Genomic DNA, 20,406 nt, shown 5'->3' with positions numbered 1-20,406 from the left:
CCCGCTGCGTTTCTGCTACGTGCACGGTGACATAGCGGTGACAGGGTGTGGCGACAGGCGGGGTGCGGCTACCATGACCGGCACAAGTACGGGCGGCATGACGGAGCCGTCCCCTGGGGCGGCGTCCGGTGGAGTGCCGGGGCGAGGAGGACGGGCCATGGTGCAGAAGGCCAAGATCCTCCTGGTCGATGACCGGCCGGAGAATCTGCTGGCGCTGGAGGCGATCCTCTCCGCGCTCGATCAGACGCTGGTGCGGGCATCGTCCGGGGAGGAAGCGCTCAAGGCGCTGCTCACCGACGACTTCGCGGTGATTCTGCTCGATGTGCAGATGCCGGGGATGGACGGGTTCGAGACCGCGGCGCACATCAAGCGCCGCGAGCGGACGCGCGACATCCCGATCATCTTCCTCACGGCGATCAACCACGGCCCGCACCACACCTTCCGCGGCTACGCGGCCGGTGCGGTCGACTACATCTCCAAGCCGTTCGATCCGTGGGTGCTGCGCGCCAAGGTCTCGGTCTTCGTCGAGCTGTACATGAAGAACTGCAAGCTGCGGGAGCAGGCGTCGCTGCTGCGGCTGCAGCTGGAGGGCGGCCAGACGGCCGGCGACGAGGACGCCAAGGAGGCGGCGGGGCTGCTCTCCGCGCGGCTGGCGGCCGTCGAGGAGCAGGCCGAGGCGCTGTCCAAACAGCTGGACGAGTCGGCGGACGCCGCCGCCGTGGCGACGGCCGCCCATCTGGAGCGGAAGCTGACCGGACTGCGCCGCGCACTGGACGCCCTGGAGCCGGGCGCGGGCAACAGCGACACGCCGTCCGTGCCGTCGCAGAACTGACGCCGCGGCGCCGGGCGTACGGCGCCGGCGCCGCCCGGCCGCGGAGCTGACCCTGCGGCAGCTCCCGGCGCTGTCCCGGGTGTTGGGCCCGGAGTCGGCCAACCGCCCATATGGCGCGTTGGTTACGACACGAACGGGTGAAGGCCCGAGTGCCCGTGTCACCCCGGGCCGTCGCCTGTAACCTCGTCACCATGGCCTCACGTACGTCCGGCAAGGGTTCCCAGAGCACGGCGGGCCCCTCGAAGCAGCGCGCCGGGCGCCCCGGGGGCGCCGCCAAGAAGACCGCGGCGAAGCCGCCCGCCGCCAAGAAGGCGGCGGCGAAGAAGGCGCCGCCCAAGAAGGCCGCGGCCGCGAAGAAGGCCCCCGCGAAGAAGGCGGTGGCGAAGAAGCCCGCGCCGTCGCCGACCGGGGGCGTCTACCGCGCGGTGCGCGCCCTCTGGCTGGGCCTCGCGCACACCGTCGGCTGGCTCTTCCGCGGCATGGGGCGCAGCGCGAAGAATCTCGACCCGGCCCACCGCAAGGACGGCCTGGCGCTGGCCCTGCTCGGCCTCGGCCTGGTGATCGCGGCGGGCACGTGGGCCAATCTGAACGGCCCGGTCGGTGACGTCGTCGAGCTGCTGGTGACCGGCGCGTTCGGCCGGCTGGACCTGCTCGTACCGATACTGGTCGGCGGCATCGCCGCCCGTGTCTTCTTCCGCCCCGAGCAGCCGGAGGCGAACGGGCGGATCGGCATCGGGCTCTCGGCGCTGGTGGTCGGCGTGCTCGGGCAGGTCGCCATCGCCTGCGGGTCGCCGGACCAGGACGATGTGGCGGGGGTGCGGGACGCCGGCGGCTATCTGGGCTGGGCCGTGTCCAAGCCGCTGCTCTTCATGGTCGGGCAGACCCTGTCGGTGGCGCTGCTGGTACTGCTGACCGTCTTCGGCCTGCTGGTGGTCACCGCGACCCCGGTCACGGCCATTCCGCGGCGGTTCCGCGCGCTCGGCGTCCGGCTGGGCCTGCTGGAGACGTACGAGCCGGACGCCGACGCCTTCGCCGACGAGCCGCGCGAGCAGCCCGCCCGCAGGGGCCGTCGGAGCCGCTCCGAGGAGCTGGAGGCGTCCCCGGAGGCCGCGGAGGAGGCCGCGCTCGCCAAGCGCCGCAAGCCGCGCCGTACGGCCGCTGAGCCGGTCGCCGAGCCGGCCGCCGAGTGGGAGCCCGCGCGGTCCCGGGACGCGGTGGACGTGGCCGCCGGGTACGCCGCCAACCTGGACGGCGCGGTGCTGCACGGCATCCAGCCCTCGGCCCTGGTGGCCGACATCAGCAGCGGCATCAAGGCCGACCGCGGCGACCACGAGGACAGCGGCGCGACGACGGGCACCGCCGTACCGCCCGCGCGCGGCGCCGAGCCGCCCGCCGCCTCCCCGGAGCGTTCCTCCTCGGTCCCCGACTTCACCAAGCGCGCGCCGGAGCCCGCCTCCGACCTGCCGCCGCGCGCCGAGCAGCTCCAGCTGGCCGGCGACATCACGTATGCGCTGCCCTCGCTGGACCTGATGGAGCGCGGCGGGCCGGGCAAGACCCGCAGCGCGGCCAACGACGCGGTGGTGGAGTCGCTGACCAAGGTGTTCCAGGAGTTCAAGGTGGACGCCGCGGTCACCGGCTTCACGCGCGGCCCGACGGTCACCCGGTACGAGATCGAGCTCGGCCCGGGCGTGAAGGTCGAGAAGATCACCGCGCTGGCGAAGAACATCGCGTACGCGGTGGCCAGCCCGGACGTGCGGATCATCAACCCGATCCCGGGCAAGTCCGCGGTCGGCATCGAGATCCCCAACAGCGACCGCGAGATGGTCAACCTCGGGGACGTGCTGCGCTCGGTCGCCTCGGTGGGCGACGACCACCCGATGGTGGTCGGGCTCGGCAAGGACGTCGAGGGCGGCTACGTCTCGGCGAACCTGGCGAAGATGCCGCACGTCCTGGTCGCGGGCGCCACCGGCTCCGGCAAGTCCTCCTGCATCAACTGCCTGATCACCTCGGTCATGGTCAGGGCCACGCCGGAGGACGTACGGATGGTGCTGATCGACCCCAAGCGGGTCGAGCTGACCGCGTACGAAGGCATCCCGCACCTGATCACGCCGATCATCACCAACCCCAAGCGGGCCGCCGAGGCCCTGCAGTGGGTGGTGCGCGAGATGGACCTCCGTTACGACGACCTCGCGGCGTACGGGTACCGGCACATCGACGACTTCAACGAAGCGGTGCGCAGCGGCAAGGCGCAGGCCCCCGAGGGCAGCGAGCGCGAGCTGTCGCCGTATCCGTACCTGCTGGTGATCGTGGACGAGCTGGCGGACCTGATGATGGTCGCGCCGCGGGACGTGGAGGACTCCATCGTCCGGATCACCCAGCTGGCGCGCGCGGCCGGCATCCACCTGGTGCTGGCGACGCAGCGCCCGTCGGTGGATGTGGTCACGGGCCTGATCAAGGCGAACGTGCCCTCGCGGCTCGCCTTCGCGACCTCCTCGCTGGCCGACAGCCGGGTCATCCTGGACCAGCCGGGGGCGGAGAAGCTCATCGGAAAGGGTGACAGCCTGTTCCTGCCGATGGGGGCGAGCAAGCCGACCCGTATGCAGGGCGCCTTCGTGCAGGAGGCGGAGGTCGCGGCGGTGGTCCGGCACTGCAAGGAGCAGATGGCCCCGGTCTTCCGCGACGACGTCACGGTCGGGCAGAGCAAGAAGAAGGAGATCGACGAGGACATCGGCGACGACCTGGACCTGCTGTGCCAGGCGGCCGAGCTGGTCGTCTCCACGCAGTTCGGGTCCACGTCGATGCTGCAGCGCAAGCTGCGGGTGGGGTTCGCGAAGGCCGGGCGGCTGATGGACCTGATGGAGTCGCGGGACATCGTGGGGCCCAGCGAGGGCTCCAAGGCGCGCGATGTTCTGGTGAAGCTGGAGGATCTGGAGGGAGTGCTTGCGGTGATTCGGGGGGAGGCTCACTGACAAGTCACTCGAAAGAGATCGCAAGCAACCGTTTCTTCTGCCGATACGTCAAGTTGATGGAAGAGACGGATCGACGCGCGACCGTCGGGCTCTCGGTGCGCACCGGGGAGCCTTCCGATGGCGTACAAAGTCCGCTCTCCCGCTTGCCCGACCCTTTCGGTACACCCCTAGACTGAACATCCAGCAGGTGGCTACACGCTCGAAAGGCGCCCCCGTGTCCATCGGCAACTCCCCTGAAGACGACCGGCCTTCCGTCGGTCGTGTCCTCCAGCAGGCCCGCGTCGACGCCGGACTGACCGTCGACGAGATCAGTACGACCACGCGGGTGCGCATCCCCATCGTGCACGCGATCGAGCAGGAAGATTTCTCGCGCTGCGGCGGGGATGTCTACGCCCGCGGCCACATTCGAACACTCGCGCGTGCGGTAGGCCTCGATCCGGCCCCGCTGATCGCCCAGTACGACGCCGAGCACGGCGGCCGGCCCGCGCCGACCCCGGCGGCGCCGCTCTTCGAGGCGGAGCGCATCCGCCCCGAGCCGCGCCGTCCGAACTGGACGGCGGCCATGGTCGCCGCGATCGTTGCCGTGATCGGTTTCGTCGGGTTCACGCTGTTCAGCGACGGCGACAAGAGCCAGGAGGCCTCCGTCGCCGACGGTCATGTGGGCGAGAGCCCGACCGTCAAGCCGTCCCCGACCAAGACCGCCAAGCCCGCCGACCCCAAGCCCGATCCCTCGGACAGCGCCATCGCCGGCCTGCCGAAGGACAAGGTGACCATCAAGATCACCGCGCGCGACGGGCAGAGCTGGATCTCCGCCAAGGACGCCAACGGCAAGCTCCTGGAGGACGGCCTGCTCCGCAAGGGCGAGTCCAAGACCTTCACCGACAAGAAGCGGATCGACCTCGTCCTCGGTAACGCCGGAGCCGTACAGCTGTACGTCAACGGCAAGGAGGTCAAGGAGATCGGCGACAAGGGCTCCGTGGAGCGCCTGAGCTACACCCCGGGTGATCCGCAGGCCGGCTGACCGAGCGCCCGCCGTCTTCCGGGGAAACGCCGGGAAAACGCCCGTCGCCCCTCCAGGAGAGGCGGCGGGCGGCTGTATGACCGGGCGCGGGGCGGTGCGGGGAACCCTCCCAGGCATGGGGACGTCCGGGACGAAGTAGGCTGGGCGCCATGCCCGAACGCCGTACCGTCGCCCTTGTCACTCTTGGCTGCGCCCGTAACGAGGTGGACTCGGAGGAGCTCGCAGGCCGCCTGGCAGCGGACGGCTGGGAGCTCGTCGAGGAAGCCGCCGAAGCCGATGTCGCCGTCGTCAACACCTGTGGTTTCGTCGAGGCCGCCAAGAAGGACTCCGTCGATGCCCTGCTGGAAGCCAACGATCTGAAGGACCACGGCCGCACCCAGGCCGTGGTGGCCGTGGGCTGCATGGCCGAGCGGTACGGCAAGGAGCTGGCCGAGGCGCTGCCCGAGGCCGACGGCGTGCTCGGCTTTGACGACTACACCGACATCTCCGGCCGCCTCCAGACCATCCTGAACGGCGGCAGCGTCGAGGCCCACGCTCCCCGTGACCGGCGCAAGCTGCTGCCGATCAGCCCCGCCGAGCGCCAGGGCGCCGGGGTCGCACTCCCCGGCCACGGTGACGCACTGGAGTCCGCCCCCGAGGACCTGCCCGAGGGCGTCGCGCCCGCCTCCGGGCCGCGCGCCCCGCTGCGCCGCCGCCTGGGGAACAACCCCGTCGCCTCGGTGAAGCTCGCCTCCGGCTGCGACCGCCGCTGCTCCTTCTGTGCCATCCCGTCCTTCCGCGGCTCCTTCATCTCGCGCCGCCCCTCGGACGTGCTGGGCGAGACCCGCTGGCTGGCCGAGCAGGGTGTGAAGGAGGTCATGCTGGTCTCCGAGAACAACACCTCGTACGGCAAGGACCTCGGCGACATCCGCCTCCTGGAGACGCTGCTCCCGGAGCTGGCCGCCGTCGACGGCATCGAGCGCGTCCGGGTCAGCTACCTCCAGCCCGCCGAGATGCGGCCCGGGCTGATCGACGTCCTGACCGGCACCGACAAGGTCGTTCCGTACTTCGACCTGTCCTTCCAGCACTCCGCTCCCGGTGTGCTGCGCGCCATGCGCCGCTTCGGGGACACCGACCGCTTCCTGGACCTGCTCGCGCAGATCCGTACGAAGGCGCCGCAGGCCGGTGCCCGCTCGAACTTCATCGTCGGCTTCCCCGGGGAGACCGAGGCGGACTTCGCCGAGCTGGAGCGCTTCATCAGCGAGGCGAGACTCGACGCCATCGGCGTCTTCGGGTACTCCGACGAGGACGGCACCGAGGCGGCGGGGTACGAGAACAAGCTCGACCCCGACGTGGTGGCCGAGCGCCTGGCGCACCTCTCCCGGCTGGCCGAGGAGCTGACCGCGCAGCGCGCCGAGGAGCGCCTGGGCGAGACCGTCTCCGTGCTGGTCGACCGGGTCGACGACGAGGACGGCGTGGTGGGCCGCGCGGCGCACCAGGCCCCGGAGACCGACGGCGTCACCCTCCTCACGACCGGCCAGGACCTGGCCCCAGGTCGTATGGTCGAAGCAAAGGTGGTGGCGACCGAGGGCGTGGACCTCGTCGCGGAGCCGCTGCCGCTCAGTGCCGAGCACGGCGCCGGGTGTCCCGAGGAGGCGGGCAGATGACCGGAGTCCCGGCTTCCGCCGCAGGTGCTTCCGCCGCCGGCGGGGCCGGACGGCCGAAGACCGTCCGGCGGCAGGCCGGGCTGTGGAACATCGCCAACATCCTCACGATGCTGCGGCTGGTCCTGGTACCGGCCTTCGTGCTGCTCCTGATGCACGGCGACGGGTACGACCCCGCCTGGCGCTCGTTCGCCTGGGCCTCCTTCGCCGTCGCCATGATCACGGATCTCTTCGACGGGCATCTGGCGCGCGCGTACGACCTGGTCACCGACTTCGGGAAGATCGCCGACCCCATAGCGGACAAGGCGATCATGGGCGCCGCGCTGATCTGCCTGTCGATCCTGGGCGACCTGCCCTGGTGGGTCACCGGAGTGATCCTCTTCCGTGAGCTCGGCATCACGGTGATGCGCTTCTGGGTGATCAGGCACGGAGTCATCCCGGCCAGCCGCGGCGGCAAGATGAAGACGCTCGCCCAGGGGACCGCGGTCGGGATGTACGTCCTCGTGCTCACCGGCCCGCTGGCCACGCTGCGCTGGTGGGTGATGGCGGTGGCCGTGCTGCTGACCGTCGTCACGGGCCTGGACTACGTGAAGCAGGCCGTCGTACTGCGCCGGGCCGGGCTGGCCAAGTCGCGCGAGGCCCTCCGGGCGCGGTCCGGTGAGGAGCCCTCCGGTCGGGGGTCGACGCGGTGAGTGGTGGTACGGAGGCTGCGCGCGGGTCCCAGGAAAGCTCTGAGACGCGCGCTGACGGCCTCGACGCGTCCGCCGGGCCTTCTGCCGCCTCCGGCGCCCGGGAGGGCGCTGCGCGGGCGCTGGCGGCGTTGACGGAGCGCGGGCAGACGCTCGCCGTGGCCGAATCCCTGACGGGCGGCCTGGTCGCGGGCGAGTTCACCGCGGTTCCCGGTGCCTCCCGGTGCTTCCGGGGCTCGGTCACGGCGTACGCGACCGAACTGAAGAGCCTCGTACTGGGTGTGGACGGCGCGCTTCTGGCCACCCGTGGTGCGGTGGACGCCGATGTCGCCCGCCAAATGGCACGGGGTGTACGACGCGTGCTCGGCGCCGACTGGGGTATTGCCACAACAGGGGTCGCCGGCCCCGACCCGCAGGACGGGCAGCCGGTCGGCACGGTCCACGTCGCGGTCACCGGGCCCGACGGTGAGGGAAAAGTGCGCCGACTGGCGTTGCACGGGGATCGCGACCGGATCCGCCGGGACAGCGTCATCGCAGTAGTGGATCTGCTGTTGAGCGAACTGACAGAAAATGCGCGGGCAAAGGATACGGAACATCACGGGGGTATCTGATGTTTACAGCCCTGAGTGAACACGAACTCGCTCCCGGCACGGCTGAGGCCCGAGGCGGTACGGTGGGGCGAGAAGGATCCGGATCCGAGGTCCGAGGAGGGAGCCAGCGATGATTCTGCTCCGTCGCCTGCTGGGTGACGTGCTGCGCCGACAGCGTCAGCGTCAAGGCCGCACCCTGCGCGAGGTCTCCTCCTCCGCCCGGGTGTCGCTCGGCTATTTGTCCGAGGTCGAGAGGGGGCAGAAGGAGGCTTCCTCCGAGCTGCTCTCGGCGATCTGCGATGCGCTGGACGTACGGATGTCCGAGCTCATGCGGGAGGTCAGCGACGAGCTGGCACTCGCGGAGCTGGCCCGGTCCGCGGCCGCGAGCGAGCCGGTGCCGACGCCGGTGCGCCCCACGTTCAACGCCGTGTCCGTCACTTCGCTGACGGGCGTTCCCGAAGAGCGCGTGACGATCAAGGCTCCCGCGGAGGCCGTGGACGTCGTAGCGGCCTGACCGCGCGGTCCCGGAGATCGCTTGCAGGCATGAAGAAGACCCTGGTGGGCACTGGCCCACCGGGGTCTTCGTGTTGCCGGAGCGTGTTGCCGCAGCGTGTTGCTGGAGCGGGAGCGCGCCACGAAGATCCTCGTCCGAACTGCGGCTTTTCCTGTGATGGGGCATCGTTTGTACGATGGCCAAAACGGACCATTCGCTTTGAAACGGGAGTAATACATGCCTGTCGTCAACAGCACGCTGTCCGAGAGCGACTGCAAGACGGTCGGCGACGCGCTTCAGGGAGCGCTGGTGGACCTGGTCGACCTGTCGCTCCTCGCCAAGCAGGTCCACTGGAACGTCGTCGGCCCGCGCTTCCGGTCCGTCCACCTCCAGCTCGACGATGTCGTCGCCAGCGCACGCGGCCACGCCGACACGGTGGCCGAGCGCGCCTCCGCGATCGGCGTGAACCCCGACGGTCGCGCCGAGACGGTCGCGAAGACCAGCGGGATCGGCGCCGTCGACGCCGGCTGGATCAAGGACAACGACGCGGTGACCACCCTCGTACGGGCGCTCGGCTCCGTCATCGAGCGGATGCGGGAACGCATCTCCGCCACCGACGAGCCCGACCCCGTCACCCAGGATCTGCTGATCGGTCTCACCGCCGACCTGGAGAAGCATCACTGGATGTTCCAGGCCGAGGCGGCCTGAGGCGCTCTCCGGTGGTTCGATCGCTTCCGCCCCGTAGTGCCGGGAGCTGACTGCGGTCCGACAGCCGGTGACAGACTCCGGAGCCGGATCGGACCGGTCGGGGAACGGTTCCGTCCGAGCGCGTGTCGTGCGTTGCGGAACGCGCCGTTCGTGCCCCGGTGCGCCCTCCCGCCGGAGGGTCATGGCCGACTACCGTCGACCGGAGGAGGCAGTCATGGCATGGCGCGGCTTCTTCTCCCGGCACCCGGTCCGGGGCGCGGGCGCCGAGCCGCCCGGGACACCGGGCCGCGGCAGGGTGGGGGCGCCGGGCCGCGGCCCGATGGACGGGGCGGTGGCGCTGCTCCGCCAGGTGCCGGGCCGCTGGGCCGCCGCGGTGCTCCTCGGGGCGCTGTGGTGGTGGGCGGTGCTGCGACTGCTCTTCTGGCCCGAGGGAGCGGGGGTCGTGGAAGGTGCGATGGCAGCGGGCGGCTGGGGTCTGAGCCTGCTGCCGGTGCACTGCGTACCGCGCCGGGCGCGCCGAGGTGGGGGGCGCGTCGGCGCGGCCGGCTGGCACACGCGCGGCGGCTGCGTGGGCGCCCCGGGCGACTCCGCTCTCACGGCGCGGCTCACCAGGGCATGGCGGCACGGGCGCTGGGGCGGGGGGCCGGGGCGGTCCTGAGCGACGGTGGGGCCGGGCGTCCGGCCCTGAGAGGCGTTCGGGCGCCTTTCGCCTGTGTCAGGGAGTCGCGCCCGCAGAGGGGTCGGGCTGGCAGCGCGGGCACCAGTACGTGACACGGGCCTGTGGGCCGGGGTCCTGGTCGGCGACCCGGATCGGCGTCTCGCACCGGAGGCAGGGGCGGCCGGCGCGGCCGTACACCCACAGGCGGCGGTCCGGGCGCGCGCTGGGCGTGGTCGTACGGGCGAGACGCCGCTTGTTCGCCTCCAGCAGCCGCTTCGCCAGCGAGACCGCCCGGTCGGGCCGCGGCAGCGCGCCCACCGGCAGCCAGGGCGAGGCCCGCAGCAGGAAGCACAGCTCGCACTTGAAGACGTTCCCGATCCCGGCCAGATTGCGCTGGTCCAGCAGCGCCTCGCCGAGCGCCCGGTCCGGATCGGCCAGCAGCCGCCGCAGCGCCTCGTCCGGGTCCCAGTCAGGGCCCAGCAGGTCGGGGCCGAGATGGCCGACGACGCTGTCCTCGTCGGCGGTGCGCAGCAGCTCCAGTACGGGGAGGCGGTAGCCGACGGCGGTGCGTTCCGCCGTGGCCAGCACCGCGCGGATCTGGTGGTCGGGACCGCCGCGCCAGCGCTCGCCCGCGCCGTACACCCGCCAGGCGCCGTCCATCCGCAGGTGCGAGTGGAGCGTCAGGCCGCCGTCGACGCGGGTGAGGAGGTGCTTGCCGCGCGCCAGCACCTCCAGTACGGAGCGCCCGGCCAGGTCGGTCGTGGCCAGCTTCGGTACGCGCAGGTCGGTACGGGTCAGCCGCCGCCCGGCCAGCGCCTCGTGCAGCTCCGCGGCGGCCCGCCAGACGGTGTCGCCTTCGGGCATGGCTCCATCATGCCGTGCGCGGCGCCCCGGGAGCGCGGGTCGGCCTCTGTGGGGCCGCGGCCCCTGCGCCCCCTGTGGGGCCGCAGGCCCACGTGCGGCCGTGGCCCCGTGCGGTCGTGATCCCGTGCGGCCCGGTGGCGCGCCTCATATCCGCAGTCGCAGTCCCCTCGGTGTCGCGTGGAAGCCCGCGCCCTCCAGCTCGGCGGCCAGCGGCGAGGTGAGCGCCGACGAGCCGTTGATGCGCTCCACGGTGAGCGCGCCCACGAAACCGTTCCGCACCGCGGCCGCGAGCGCCTCCACGGCGAGCCGCACCCGGGCCCCGCCGCCCTCCTCACCGGCCTGCCAGGCCAGCAGCGTCTTGCCGCCGCGCTCCATGTAGACCGCCAGTTCGCCGTCGACCACGACGACCAGCGAGCCCGCCTTGCGGCCCGGCTTGTGGGACGAACCCTCCGGCGGCTCCGGCCAGGGCAGCGCGGCGCCGTACGCGTTGGCCGGGTCCGCCGCGGCCAGTACGACGGCGCGCGGGGTGCCGCCGCGGGCCGGCCCGGCCGGCTGCCAGGAGCCGCCGGGCGCGGTCTCCTCGGCCGTACGGTCCCGGCTCGTACTGACCGCGCGCAGCCGGTCCACCGCGCCGTCCATCGCGAACTGCGCCGCGCCCAGCCCCTCGACGACGTACCCGCGGCGGGCCTGGCCGGTCTCCTCGAAGGCGGCCAGGACTCTGTACGCCGCGGAGAAGCCGCCCTCGACGCCCTCGGCCGCCACCGCGCCCCGGGTGACGATGCCGTGCCGGTCCAGGAGCGTGTGGGCCAGCGCGTGCGCCCGGTGGGTGGGGTCCGGCTCCAGTACGGGCAGCAGCGACCAGCGCCCGGCGACCGTGGGCGGCCCGGAACGGGACGCGGTGGGCCGGCCCGTCCGGCCGGTGGCGGCGGTGAGGCTGCCGTACCGGCCGCGCGGGGTGGCCCGGCGGGCGCGGTGCGCGGTGGCCCCGGCCGTACGGCCCGAGCCGAGCAGCGCGCGGAGCGGCGCGAGGGTGTCGTTGGTCAGCCGCCCGGACCAGGCCAGGTCCCATACCGCGTCGGCCAGTTGGAGATCGGTGGCTTCCGGATGCGTCGTCGCCCGTACCTGATCGGCGAGCTGACGGAAGAACAGGCCGTACCCGGGCGCGAGGGCGTCCAGTACGGACTGGTGGAGCGGCGTCACCTCGAAGGGGTGCGGCTGCGGCAACAGGAGCGGCGCGGTGTCGGCCGGGTACAGGGCGATCCAGCCGTCCTTGCCGGGCAGCGCGCCGGCGCCCGCCCACAGGACCTCACCCGTGGAGGTCAGCTCGTCCAGCAGGGCGGGGGAGTAGCCCGACACCCGGGAGGGCAGGACGAGCCGCTCCAGGGCCGAGGCGGGCACCGGCGCGCCCTGCAACTGCTCGACGGCGCGCAGCAGTCCGTCGATGCCGCGCAGCCCTTGGCCGCCGACGCTCTGCCACTGCGGCAGGAAGGCGGCCAGCGCGGGCGGCGGCACCGGCTCCAGCTCGTGCCGCAGCGCGGCCAGCGACCGCCGCCGCAGCCGCCGCAGCACCTGGGCGTCGCACCACTCCTGGTGCACGCCGGACGGCGCGAACTCGCCCTGGACGACCCGGCCGGTCCCGGCGAGGCGGTGCAGCGCCCCGTCGGTGACGGCCGTGCCGAGGCCGAAGCGGGCTGCGGCCTGCTCGGAGGTGAACGGGCCGTGCGTGCGCGCATACCGGGACAGCAGGTCGCCCAGCGGGTCCTTGACCGGCTCCATGAAGGACTCCGGGACACCCACGGGCAGCGCCGTACCGAGGGCGTCCCGCAGCCGCCCGGCGTCCTCGACCGCGGCCCAGTGCTCGGCGCCCGCCACCCGCACCCGGATGGCGCGCCGGGCCGCGGCCAGCTCCGTGGCCCACGCCGGATCCGCGCCGCGCTCGGCCAGCTCGGCGTCGGTCAGCGGCCCGAGCAGCCGCAGCAGGTCGGCGACGCCCTCGGCGTCCTTGACCTTGCGATCGTCGGTCAGCCACTGCAGCTCGCGCTCCAGATCGGCGAGGACCTCCGGGTCCAGCAGCTCGCGCAGGTCGGCCTGGCCCAGCAGCTCGGCGAGCAGCCGGGAGTCGAGCGAGAGGGCCGCGGCGCGGCGCTCGGCCAGGGGGGAGTCGCCCTCGTACAGGAACTGGGCCACGTACCCGAAGAGCAGCGACCGGGCGAACGGCGAGGGCTCCTGCGTGGTCACCTCCACGAGCCGGACGCGGCGCGACTCGATGTCCCCCATCAGCTCGGCCAGACCGGGAACGTCGAACACGTCCTGAAGGCACTCGCGGATGGCTTCGAGGACGATCGGGAAGGACCCGAACTCGCTCGCCACCTGGAGCAGTTGCGCGGCGCGCTGGCGCTGCTGCCACAGGGGCGTGCGCTTGCCCGGATTGCGCCGCGGCAGCAGCAGCGCGCGGGCGGCACACTCCCGGAAGCGCGCGGCGAACAGCGCCGAGCCGCCCACCTGGTCGGTCACGACCTGGTCGACCTCGCCCTTGTCGAACACGACGTCGGCGGCGCCCACCGGCGACTGGTCGGGGTCGAACTCCGCGCCCGCGGCGTCCGGGTCGGTGTCCAGCAGGTCCAGGCCCATCAGGTCCGCGTCCGGCAGCCGCAGCACGATGCCGTCGTCGGCGTGCATCACCTGTGCGTCCATGCCGTACCGCTCGGCCAGCCGGGCGCCCAGCGCCAGCGCCCAGGGCGCGTGCACCTGCGCGCCGAACGGCGAGTGCACCACGACCCGCCAGTCGCCCAGCTCGTCCCGGAAGCGCTCGACGACGATCGTGCGGTCGTCGGGGATGTGGCCGCACGCCTCGCGCTGCTCGGCGAGGTAACTCAGGACGTTGCCCGCCGCCCAGTCGTCCAGCCCGGCGGCCGACAGCCGGGCCCGCGCCGCCTCCGGTTGAAGCGCGCCGATCTCCCTGAGGTACGCGCCCAGGGCCCGGCCCAGCTCCAGAGGACGGCCGAGCTGGTCGCCCTTCCAGAAGGGCAGCCGGCCGGGCACCCCGGGGGCGGGCGAGACCAGCACCCGGTCCCGGGTGATGTCCTCGATGCGCCAGGAGGTCGTGCCGAGCGTGAAGACGTCGCCGACCCGCGACTCGTACACCATCTCCTCGTCCAGCTCCCCGACGCGGCCGCCGCCCTTCTTGGGGTCGGCGCCCGCCAGGAAGACCCCGAAGAGGCCGCGGTCGGGGATCGTGCCGCCCGAGGTGACGGCGAGCCGCTGGGCACCGGGCCGCCCCGTGACCGTGTTCGCGACCCGGTCCCACACGATGCGCGGCCGCAGCTCCGCGAACGCGTCCGAGGGGTACCGGCCCGCCAGCATGTCCAGCACGCCGGTGTACGCCGACTCCGGGAGCGCCGCGAACGGTGCGGCCCGCCGCACCGTCGCCAGCAGCTCCTCGACGTCCCAGGCGTCCATCGACACCATCGCGACCAGCTGCTGAGCCAGTACGTCCAGCGGATTGGCCGGCACGCGCAGCGCCTCGATGGCGCCCTCGCGCATCCGCTCCGTGACCACCGCCGCCTGCACCAGGTCGCCGCGGTACTTCGGGAAGACGACGCCCGTGGACACCGCGCCCACCTGATGGCCCGCGCGGCCCACCCGCTGCAGCCCGGACGCGACCGACGGCGGCGACTCCACCTGGACCACCAGGTCCACCGCGCCCATGTCGATGCCCAGCTCCAGGCTGGAGGTGGCCACCACGGCAGGCAGCCGGCCCGCCTTCAGGTCCTCCTCGACCTGCGCGCGCTGCTCCTTGGACACCGAGCCGTGGTGCGCCCTGGCCAGTACCGGAGGCGCCCCCTTGGCGCCGCCGGACTGGGCCATCAGCTCGGCGGGCGAATGGTCCTCGGGCATCGGCTCGCCCGTGGCGCGCTCGTACGCGATCTCGTTCAGGCGGTTGCACAGGCGCTCCGCGAGGCGGCGCGAGTTCGCGAAGACGATCGTTGAACGATGCGCCTGCACGAGGTCGGCGATGCGCTCCTCGACGTGCGGCCAGATGGACGGCTTGTCGCCGCCCGTGTCGCCGCCGTCGGGTCCGGTCTCCCGTACGGGCGAGCCGCCCAGCTCGCCGAGGTCCTCGACGGGCACGACGACCGAGAGGTCGAACTCCTTCCCCGAGGGCGGCTGCACGATCTCCACCCGGCGGCGCGGCGACAAGTAGCGCGCGACCTCCTCCACGGGCCGCACCGTCGCCGAGAGCCCGATGCGGCGGGCCGGGCGGGGCAGCAGCTCGTCCAGGCGCTCCAGGGACAGCGCCAGGTGCGCGCCGCGCTTCGTCCCCGCGACGGCGTGCACCTCGTCCAGGATGACCGTCTCCACGCCCGCCAGGGCGTCCCGTGCCTGGGAGGTCAGCATCAGGAACAGCGACTCGGGGGTGGTGATCAGGATGTCCGGCGGGCGGTTCGCGAGCGAGCGGCGCTCGGCGGCGGGGGTGTCGCCGGAGCGGATGCCCACCCGGATGTCGGGCTCCGGCAGGCCGAGCCGGACGGACTCCTGACGGATGCCGGTCAGCGGGGAGCGCAGATTGCGCTCGACATCGACCGCGAGGGCCTTGAGCGGGGAGACGTACAGCACCCGGCAGCGCTTCTTGGGCTCGGCGGGCGGCGGCGTGCTCGCGAGGGAGTCCAGGGAGGCGAGGAAGGCCGCGAGGGTCTTGCCGGAGCCGGTCGGCGCGACGACCAGCACGTCGGAGCCCTCGCCGATGGCCCGCCAGGCGCCGTCCTGCGCGGCGGTGGGCGCGTGGAAGGCCCCCGTGAACCAGCCTCTGGTCGCGGGGGAGAACGAATCGAGCGCGGTCCTCGCCATGACCCCATCGTGCCTCGGACCACTGACAACGGTCGGCGTGCGGCCCGTCCGGACCGTGGACGCGCAGGTCAGCGGCGTGGCGCCGGGCGCAGAATGGGTGCATGGGGAGCACCGGCGGTGAGTGGGCGAGGCACTGGCGGTACGCCGGGCTGCCCGGACTCGATCTGCTCCGGGCCCGCTACGTACGGCACGCCTTCCCGCGCCACAGCCACGAGGGCTTCGTGCTCGGCGCGGTCAGCGGCGGGATCGAGGAGGTCGGGCTGCCGGAGGGGTCCGTACGGGCAGGCCACGGCAGCGTCGTCATGATCAACCCGGAGGTTCCGCACACCGCGCGGGCAGGCGTCGACGAGGGGTGGACGTACTCCACGCTCTACCCGTCCGCCGCCTTGGTCGCGGAGATCGCCGCCGAGACCACCGCGCTCCGCGGCACTCCCGGCTTCACCGAGTCCGCCGTCGACGACGCGTACGCCTCCCGGCTCATCCACGAGGTGCACCGGGCGGCGGAGGCGGGCAACGCGCTGGCCGCCGACAGCATGCTGCGGATTGCCGTGGACCGGCTGCTGCGCAGGTACGGAGGGCCGCTTCCGGCCCGTACGCCCCGTGCGGCGGGGGCGACCGGGGCGGCGCGGGCGCGGGAGATCCTGGAGGAGCGGCTGGCGGATCCGCCGTCGCTGGAACAGCTCGCCGCGCAGCTGGGCACCAGCCCGTTCGCGCTGCTGCGCGCTTTCAAGAAGGCGTACGGAATGCCGCCGCACGCCTGGCTCACCGATGCGCGGGTACGTCGCGCCCGGCGCCTCCTGGACCGCGGCACCCCGCCCGCCGAGGCGGCGACGGCCGTCGGCTTCACGGATCAGCCGCATCTGAACCGGCACTTCACGAGGATCGTCGGGGTACCGCCCGGGGCGTACCGCCGGGAGCGCGGGGCTTAGCGGCCCGGCCGCCCGGCCGCAAGAACGTACAAGACTGCGACGGGCGCCCCTGCTTAGCGTGGTGAGGTGCCTGAACAGATCGAACAGACCGCACCCCACGGGATACGCGAGACGCCGCGCGCTCCCTCGGACGCGGCGCCGCGCAAGGCCGACGCCGCCGTCATCAGGGACGCGCTCGGCGTCGGCGTCGCCGTCGGCCTCTCGGGCTTCGCCTTCGGAGTCACCTCGGCGGGCGCGGGCCTCAGCGTGCTGCAGAGCTGCCTGCTCAGCCTCCTCGTGTTCACCGGCGCCTCACAGTTCGCGCTGGTCGGCGCGCTGGGCGCGGGCGGCAACCCGTTCGCCGCCGCGGCCGGCGCCTTCTTCCTGGGCGCCCGCAACGCCTTCTACGGGCTGCGGCTGTCCGGCCTGCTCGGCTACCGGGCCCTGCTGAAGCCGCTCGCCGCCCACTGGGTCATCGACGAGACGTCCGCCGTCACGCTCGCCCAGCCCGACCGGCGCAGCGCCCGCCTCGGCTTCACCGTCACCGGACTGACGCTCTACGTCCTGTGGAACCTCACCACGCTGGCCGGGGCACTGGGCGCCGAAGCGCTCGGGGACACCGCCGCCTGGGGCCTGGACGCGGCCGGCCCCGCCGTCTTCCTGGCGCTGCTCGCCCCCATGCTGAAGACCACCGTGGAACGCGCCGCCGCGGGCCTCGCCGTCGTCCTGATGCTGGTCACCCTGCCGGTACTGCCCGCCGGCGTGCCGGTCCTGGTCTCCGCGCTGGCCGCCCCCGCGGTACTGCTGGCCCAGGGCGCCCGCTCCCGTAGGACCTCGCGCGCACAGGAGGAGAGCCGGTGAACACCTGGATCGCGATCGGCGCCACCGCCGTCGGCTGCTACCTGCTCAAGTACGCGGGCCTGCTGGTGCCCGCCGGCCTTCTGGAGCGCCCTCTCGTCAAGCGGCTCGCCGCGCTGCTCCCGGTGGCCCTGCTGGCCGCCCTCACGGCGCAGCAGACCCTCAGTGAGGGCCAGCACCTCGTTCTGGACGCCAGGGTGGCCGGTGTCGGCGCGGCGGCCCTCGCCCTCGTACTGCGCGCGCCGTTCCTGTTGGTGGTCGCGGCCGCCGTGGTGGTCACGGCGGGAGTGCGGGCGCTCGGCGGCTGAGACGGCGACGGGGGTACGGCGGTCGCGGCTGAGACGGCGGCGGGCGCCACCCCCGTACGCCCGCCGCCGCCGGGTCTCTACTCCGTGCCCAGCCTGCGCGCGTCCCGTTCCGGGCGCAGGAGGAGCGTGACCGCCACCCCGGCTGCCGTCACCAGTACGGCCATCAGCACGTACGCGCCGAAGTACCCGGAGGCGACGGTCGTGCCCGTGTCCACGATGTGCCCCATGACGAGCGGCGCCAGCACGCCCGCCAGGGCGAACACACCCGTCAGCGCGCCCAGGGTGACGCCGCGCCGGTCGGCGGGGGAGATCCGGGAGACCGCGGTCGCCGCGACCGTGAGGACGATGTCCGTGACGGCCATCGGCCCGAGCAGCAGGACGATCTTCAGCCACAGCACGTCCGTCGCGGCGAACCCCACCATGGCCACGCCCGCCAGGATCATCACCAGGCCGGTCTTCACGCCGGAGGACCAGGCGAGGCGCGGCGGCAGTCCGGCCGCCGCCCGCTTGACCGACCACTGGACGAGCGCCCCGTGGGTCAGCATCGCGGCCCCCTTGGACAGCGCGGAGAGCATGATCAACAGGCTTGCGCCGCGCAACGAGAGCCCGCCCACCTCCTGGAAGTAGTCCGCCGACCAGGTCAGCCCGGCCGACAGCGTCCAGTACGCGGCGAACGAGCCCAGCGCCGCCGCCAGCCAGGTCCCCGACAGCAGCAGCTTCCGGTACGGGACGGCGGCCGCGGCCCCCGTGACCGCCGCGCCCGCGGAAACGGGCCCCGGGGTGCGCCGCCCGCCCACCGGAGGCGCCAGCGGCCCCTCCTTCCCGTACCGCAGCCACACCGCCGCCCAGCCGAGGCCGACGAGACCGACGACCCCGAAGGCCCACCGCCAGCCCCAGTGGTCGATCACCACGCCCAGGGTGGGCGCCGCCACCGCCACCCCGGCCGCCGCACCGGTCAGCAGCACCGCGGTCGGCAGCGTGCGGTCCTTCTGCTCGAACCAGCCGTACAGGTGGTGCAGTGCCACCGGGGACGCCGGGCCCTCCGCCGCGCCCAAGAGGACGCGCGTGGCCACCAGCACCCCGAAGCCGGCCGCGCCGACCAGCATCGGCAGCTGGGCGGCCGACCACAGGAGTGCCATGCCCAGCAGCAGTACGGACGTGCGCACGGTGCGGGTGAGGAACGACCCGGCCAGCGCCGCCAGGCTGAAGAGCGCGAAGAACGCCGAGGACGCCGTGCCGAACTGCTCCCGGGTGAGCCCGAGATCGTGCATCATCGGGTTCGCCGCCAGGCCCATGACCGTCTTGTCGGCGAAGTTCACCAGCATGAAGCCCAGCAGCAGCCACGTCGTGCGCCAGGCCCGGCCCCGTACGGCGGCGACCGCGCCCGGTACGACGGCCGGCGCGGACTCGGCGGCGGAGGTCACCGAACGGTCTCCGGCGCCGTCCCGCTGTCCGCCGCTGAGCCGCACGAGCAGCCGTCCTCGTCCGCCACGACGCCGACCGAGATGCCGCCGGCCGCCCGCCTACGGCCCCCCTCGCTGCGCGTCAGCTCCGTGGTGAGGTCGGACCCCTCGACGACCGCCGCCGACTCCGCAGCCGCCCACCGGAAGACGCCCTGGGCCATCGTGGAGGACTCGGCGGCGGCCCGCTTCCCGTACACCTCCGCGCGGACCCCGGCCACCTCCCGGTCCTCCGGCGCCGCCAGTGCCGCGGTCTCGGCCAGATGGGTGGCCAGCCGCAGCTCCCCTCGGCCCAGCAGGTCCGCCGCCCGGCGCGCCAGGGCGACGGCGCCGCCCGCCGCCTCCGCCAGCTCGGCGGCCAGCTCCGCTTCGGGCGCGGGCTTGAGGTGCGCCGGGTTCTGGTCGTACCAGCCGCCCCACAGCCGCCACAGGTTGCGGACCACGAACTCGGGCTCGTCGTACGCGGGATGGAGATACGGCTTCGCCAGCAGCTCGGCCGGGACCTTGACCCCGTGCAGTACCTCGTCCAGGCGCAGCCCGGCGTTCATCAGCTCGCGCGTCTGGGTGCACAGCGACTCCAGCAGCTCGGCGCTGTCCCCGAGGGCCTGCGCGACCCGGGGCGCGCCGACGATCGGCACACCGTGCCCGGGGAGCAGCACCTCGGCACCCAGCTCCGCCATCGCGCGCAGCGCACGCGCCCAGTCCTCCGGGTAGCGCTGCACCTTCTGGGGGTTGCCGGCGTTCGGCGAGTTCCAGATGAACAGGTCACCCGTGCACAGCGTCTTCAGCTCCGGAATCCACACGTAGGTGGCGTCGTCCGTCTCGCCGCGCGCATGGAAGAGCTCGAACGTCAGGTCCCCGTAGCGCAGCGTGAGCCGGTCCCGGTAGGTGGTGTCCGGGTAGCGGTAACGGGTCGGCCAGTCGAGCCCCGGCACCCCGAACTGCCGCCGGTTGATCCAGGAGTTGTAGCCGGCCGTCTCCGTGTAGCGGTCGAAGCGCGCGGCCACCGCCTCATGGGCGACCACCTCGGGAGCGGCCACGCCCCGCGCCCGCGCGTCCTCGTCGAACGGGCCGATCCCGAAGACGTGGTCCACGTGCCCGTGCGTGTAGACGACGCTGCGCACTTCTTTGCGCGGCGCACCGTCCGTCGCCGCGCCGAACGCCGTCACCGCCTTGTGCAACTGTCCGGCCGTGCGGACGTCCCCGGAGTCCACCAGCACCAGCCCGTCCGACCCGGTGTCGAACACCGCCACGTTGGCGAACGCGGGCAGGAACCCGGTCCGCTCGCCGATGCGCACCAGCGTGTCCCCCGTGTACGCCCCGGTGAGGTGGGCGAGCAGGGTGTCCTGCCCCTGCCAGACACGGTCCACATAGGCGAGATAGTCGTCGAGGCTGTGCTGCGTCATAGAAAACGGCTCCTTACGAGGGGTCGGATGCCGGCCGGTACGCCGCGGCCTTTCGCGGCCGGACCACCGAGTCTGGGCCGCGTACGTACGCGATGACATCCGGCGCCGTCACACCGCCCCGGCGCCGGTACTGTGACGCGTCACAACCCCC

Annotated in this window: 16 protein-coding genes; 12 read left to right on the top strand and 4 right to left on the bottom strand. The window is 73.3% G+C overall.

Annotated elements, in window-relative coordinates; translation table 11 throughout:
* The first annotated feature begins 157 nt into the window (after positions 1–157).
* From ACZ4MH_RS25830 to ACZ4MH_RS25790, 9 genes are all read left to right on the top strand, one after another.
* Positions 158–832 carry a response regulator gene (locus ACZ4MH_RS25830; RefSeq protein WP_351600726.1) on the top strand — a complete coding sequence of 225 codons (675 nt, stop codon included), beginning with the start codon at positions 158–160 and terminating at the stop codon, positions 830–832.
* A gap of 191 nt (positions 833–1,023) precedes the next feature.
* Positions 1,024–3,801 carry an FtsK/SpoIIIE family DNA translocase gene (locus ACZ4MH_RS25825; protein WP_467754705.1) on the top strand — a complete coding sequence of 926 codons (2,778 nt, stop codon included), beginning with the start codon at positions 1,024–1,026 and terminating at the stop codon, positions 3,799–3,801.
* Between the two features lie 214 nt (positions 3,802–4,015).
* On the top strand, positions 4,016–4,822 hold the full coding sequence (locus ACZ4MH_RS25820) for a helix-turn-helix domain-containing protein (protein ID WP_351601503.1): 807 nt from the start codon (positions 4,016–4,018) through the stop codon (positions 4,820–4,822).
* A 149-nt stretch (positions 4,823–4,971) separates the two neighbouring features.
* Positions 4,972–6,468, top strand: coding sequence for a 30S ribosomal protein S12 methylthiotransferase RimO (gene rimO, locus ACZ4MH_RS25815; protein ID WP_351601505.1), 1,497 nt, complete (start codon positions 4,972–4,974; stop codon positions 6,466–6,468).
* Positions 6,465–7,157, top strand: coding sequence for a CDP-diacylglycerol--glycerol-3-phosphate 3-phosphatidyltransferase (gene pgsA / locus ACZ4MH_RS25810; protein ID WP_351601507.1), 693 nt, complete (start codon positions 6,465–6,467; stop codon positions 7,155–7,157). The genes rimO and pgsA overlap by 4 nt, the downstream gene beginning before the upstream one ends.
* A gap of 119 nt (positions 7,158–7,276) precedes the next feature.
* Complete coding sequence (locus ACZ4MH_RS25805) at positions 7,277–7,765, top strand: CinA family protein (protein ID WP_351601515.1); 489 nt, start codon at positions 7,277–7,279, stop codon at positions 7,763–7,765.
* A 109-nt stretch (positions 7,766–7,874) separates the two neighbouring features.
* Positions 7,875–8,258 carry a helix-turn-helix domain-containing protein gene (locus tag ACZ4MH_RS25800; protein WP_030260616.1) on the top strand — a complete coding sequence of 128 codons (384 nt, stop codon included), beginning with the start codon at positions 7,875–7,877 and terminating at the stop codon, positions 8,256–8,258.
* Between the two features lie 216 nt (positions 8,259–8,474).
* The gene (locus tag ACZ4MH_RS25795; protein WP_351601512.1) at positions 8,475–8,945 is read left to right on the top strand and encodes a Dps family protein; all 471 of its coding nucleotides are present in this window, start codon (positions 8,475–8,477) and stop codon (positions 8,943–8,945) included.
* 214 nt (positions 8,946–9,159) lie between these two features.
* Positions 9,160–9,603, top strand: coding sequence for a hypothetical protein (locus ACZ4MH_RS25790; protein WP_467754704.1), 444 nt, complete (start codon positions 9,160–9,162; stop codon positions 9,601–9,603).
* Between the two features lie 57 nt (positions 9,604–9,660).
* On the opposite strand, the gene ACZ4MH_RS25785 is transcribed toward ACZ4MH_RS25790, so the two are convergent.
* Both ACZ4MH_RS25785 and ACZ4MH_RS25780 read right to left on the bottom strand, forming a co-directional pair.
* A complete protein-coding gene (locus ACZ4MH_RS25785; protein ID WP_351599522.1) occupies positions 9,661–10,467 on the bottom strand; it encodes a DNA-formamidopyrimidine glycosylase family protein in 807 nt (268 codons plus the stop codon).
* Between the two features lie 144 nt (positions 10,468–10,611).
* Positions 10,612–15,315, bottom strand: coding sequence for an ATP-dependent helicase (locus tag ACZ4MH_RS25780; protein ID WP_351599521.1), 4,704 nt, complete (start codon positions 15,313–15,315; stop codon positions 10,612–10,614).
* A 101-nt stretch (positions 15,316–15,416) separates the two neighbouring features.
* Here ACZ4MH_RS25780 and ACZ4MH_RS25775 point away from each other — a divergent pair, with 101 nt between their 5' ends.
* The 3 genes from ACZ4MH_RS25775 to ACZ4MH_RS25765 all read left to right on the top strand — a co-directional run bounded on the left by ACZ4MH_RS25775 (position 15,417) and on the right by ACZ4MH_RS25765 (position 17,389).
* The gene (locus ACZ4MH_RS25775; RefSeq protein ID WP_351599520.1) at positions 15,417–16,244 is read left to right on the top strand and encodes an AraC family transcriptional regulator; all 828 of its coding nucleotides are present in this window, start codon (positions 15,417–15,419) and stop codon (positions 16,242–16,244) included.
* A gap of 66 nt (positions 16,245–16,310) precedes the next feature.
* Complete coding sequence (locus ACZ4MH_RS25770) at positions 16,311–17,084, top strand: AzlC family ABC transporter permease (RefSeq protein WP_467754703.1); 774 nt, start codon at positions 16,311–16,313, stop codon at positions 17,082–17,084.
* The gene (locus tag ACZ4MH_RS25765; protein ID WP_351599519.1) at positions 17,081–17,389 is read left to right on the top strand and encodes an AzlD domain-containing protein; all 309 of its coding nucleotides are present in this window, start codon (positions 17,081–17,083) and stop codon (positions 17,387–17,389) included. Before ACZ4MH_RS25770 ends, ACZ4MH_RS25765 begins: the two co-directional genes overlap by 4 nt.
* A 77-nt stretch (positions 17,390–17,466) precedes the next feature.
* On the opposite strand, the gene ACZ4MH_RS25760 is transcribed toward ACZ4MH_RS25765, so the two are convergent.
* Both ACZ4MH_RS25760 and ACZ4MH_RS25755 read right to left on the bottom strand, forming a co-directional pair.
* Entirely contained in the window at positions 17,467–18,813 is a 1,347-nt protein-coding gene (locus tag ACZ4MH_RS25760; protein WP_351599518.1) for an MFS transporter, read from the bottom strand.
* Positions 18,810–20,255 carry an alkyl sulfatase dimerization domain-containing protein gene (locus ACZ4MH_RS25755; RefSeq protein WP_351599517.1) on the bottom strand — a complete coding sequence of 482 codons (1,446 nt, stop codon included), beginning with the start codon at positions 20,253–20,255 and terminating at the stop codon, positions 18,810–18,812. Before ACZ4MH_RS25755 ends, ACZ4MH_RS25760 begins: the two co-directional genes overlap by 4 nt.
* Between the last annotated feature and the right edge of the window lie 151 nt (positions 20,256–20,406).

This window comes from Streptomyces sp. NPDC026301, assembly GCF_055567935.1.
The sequence above is the reverse complement of the archived record's forward strand: the minus strand, read 5'-3'. Positions and strand labels throughout refer to the sequence as shown.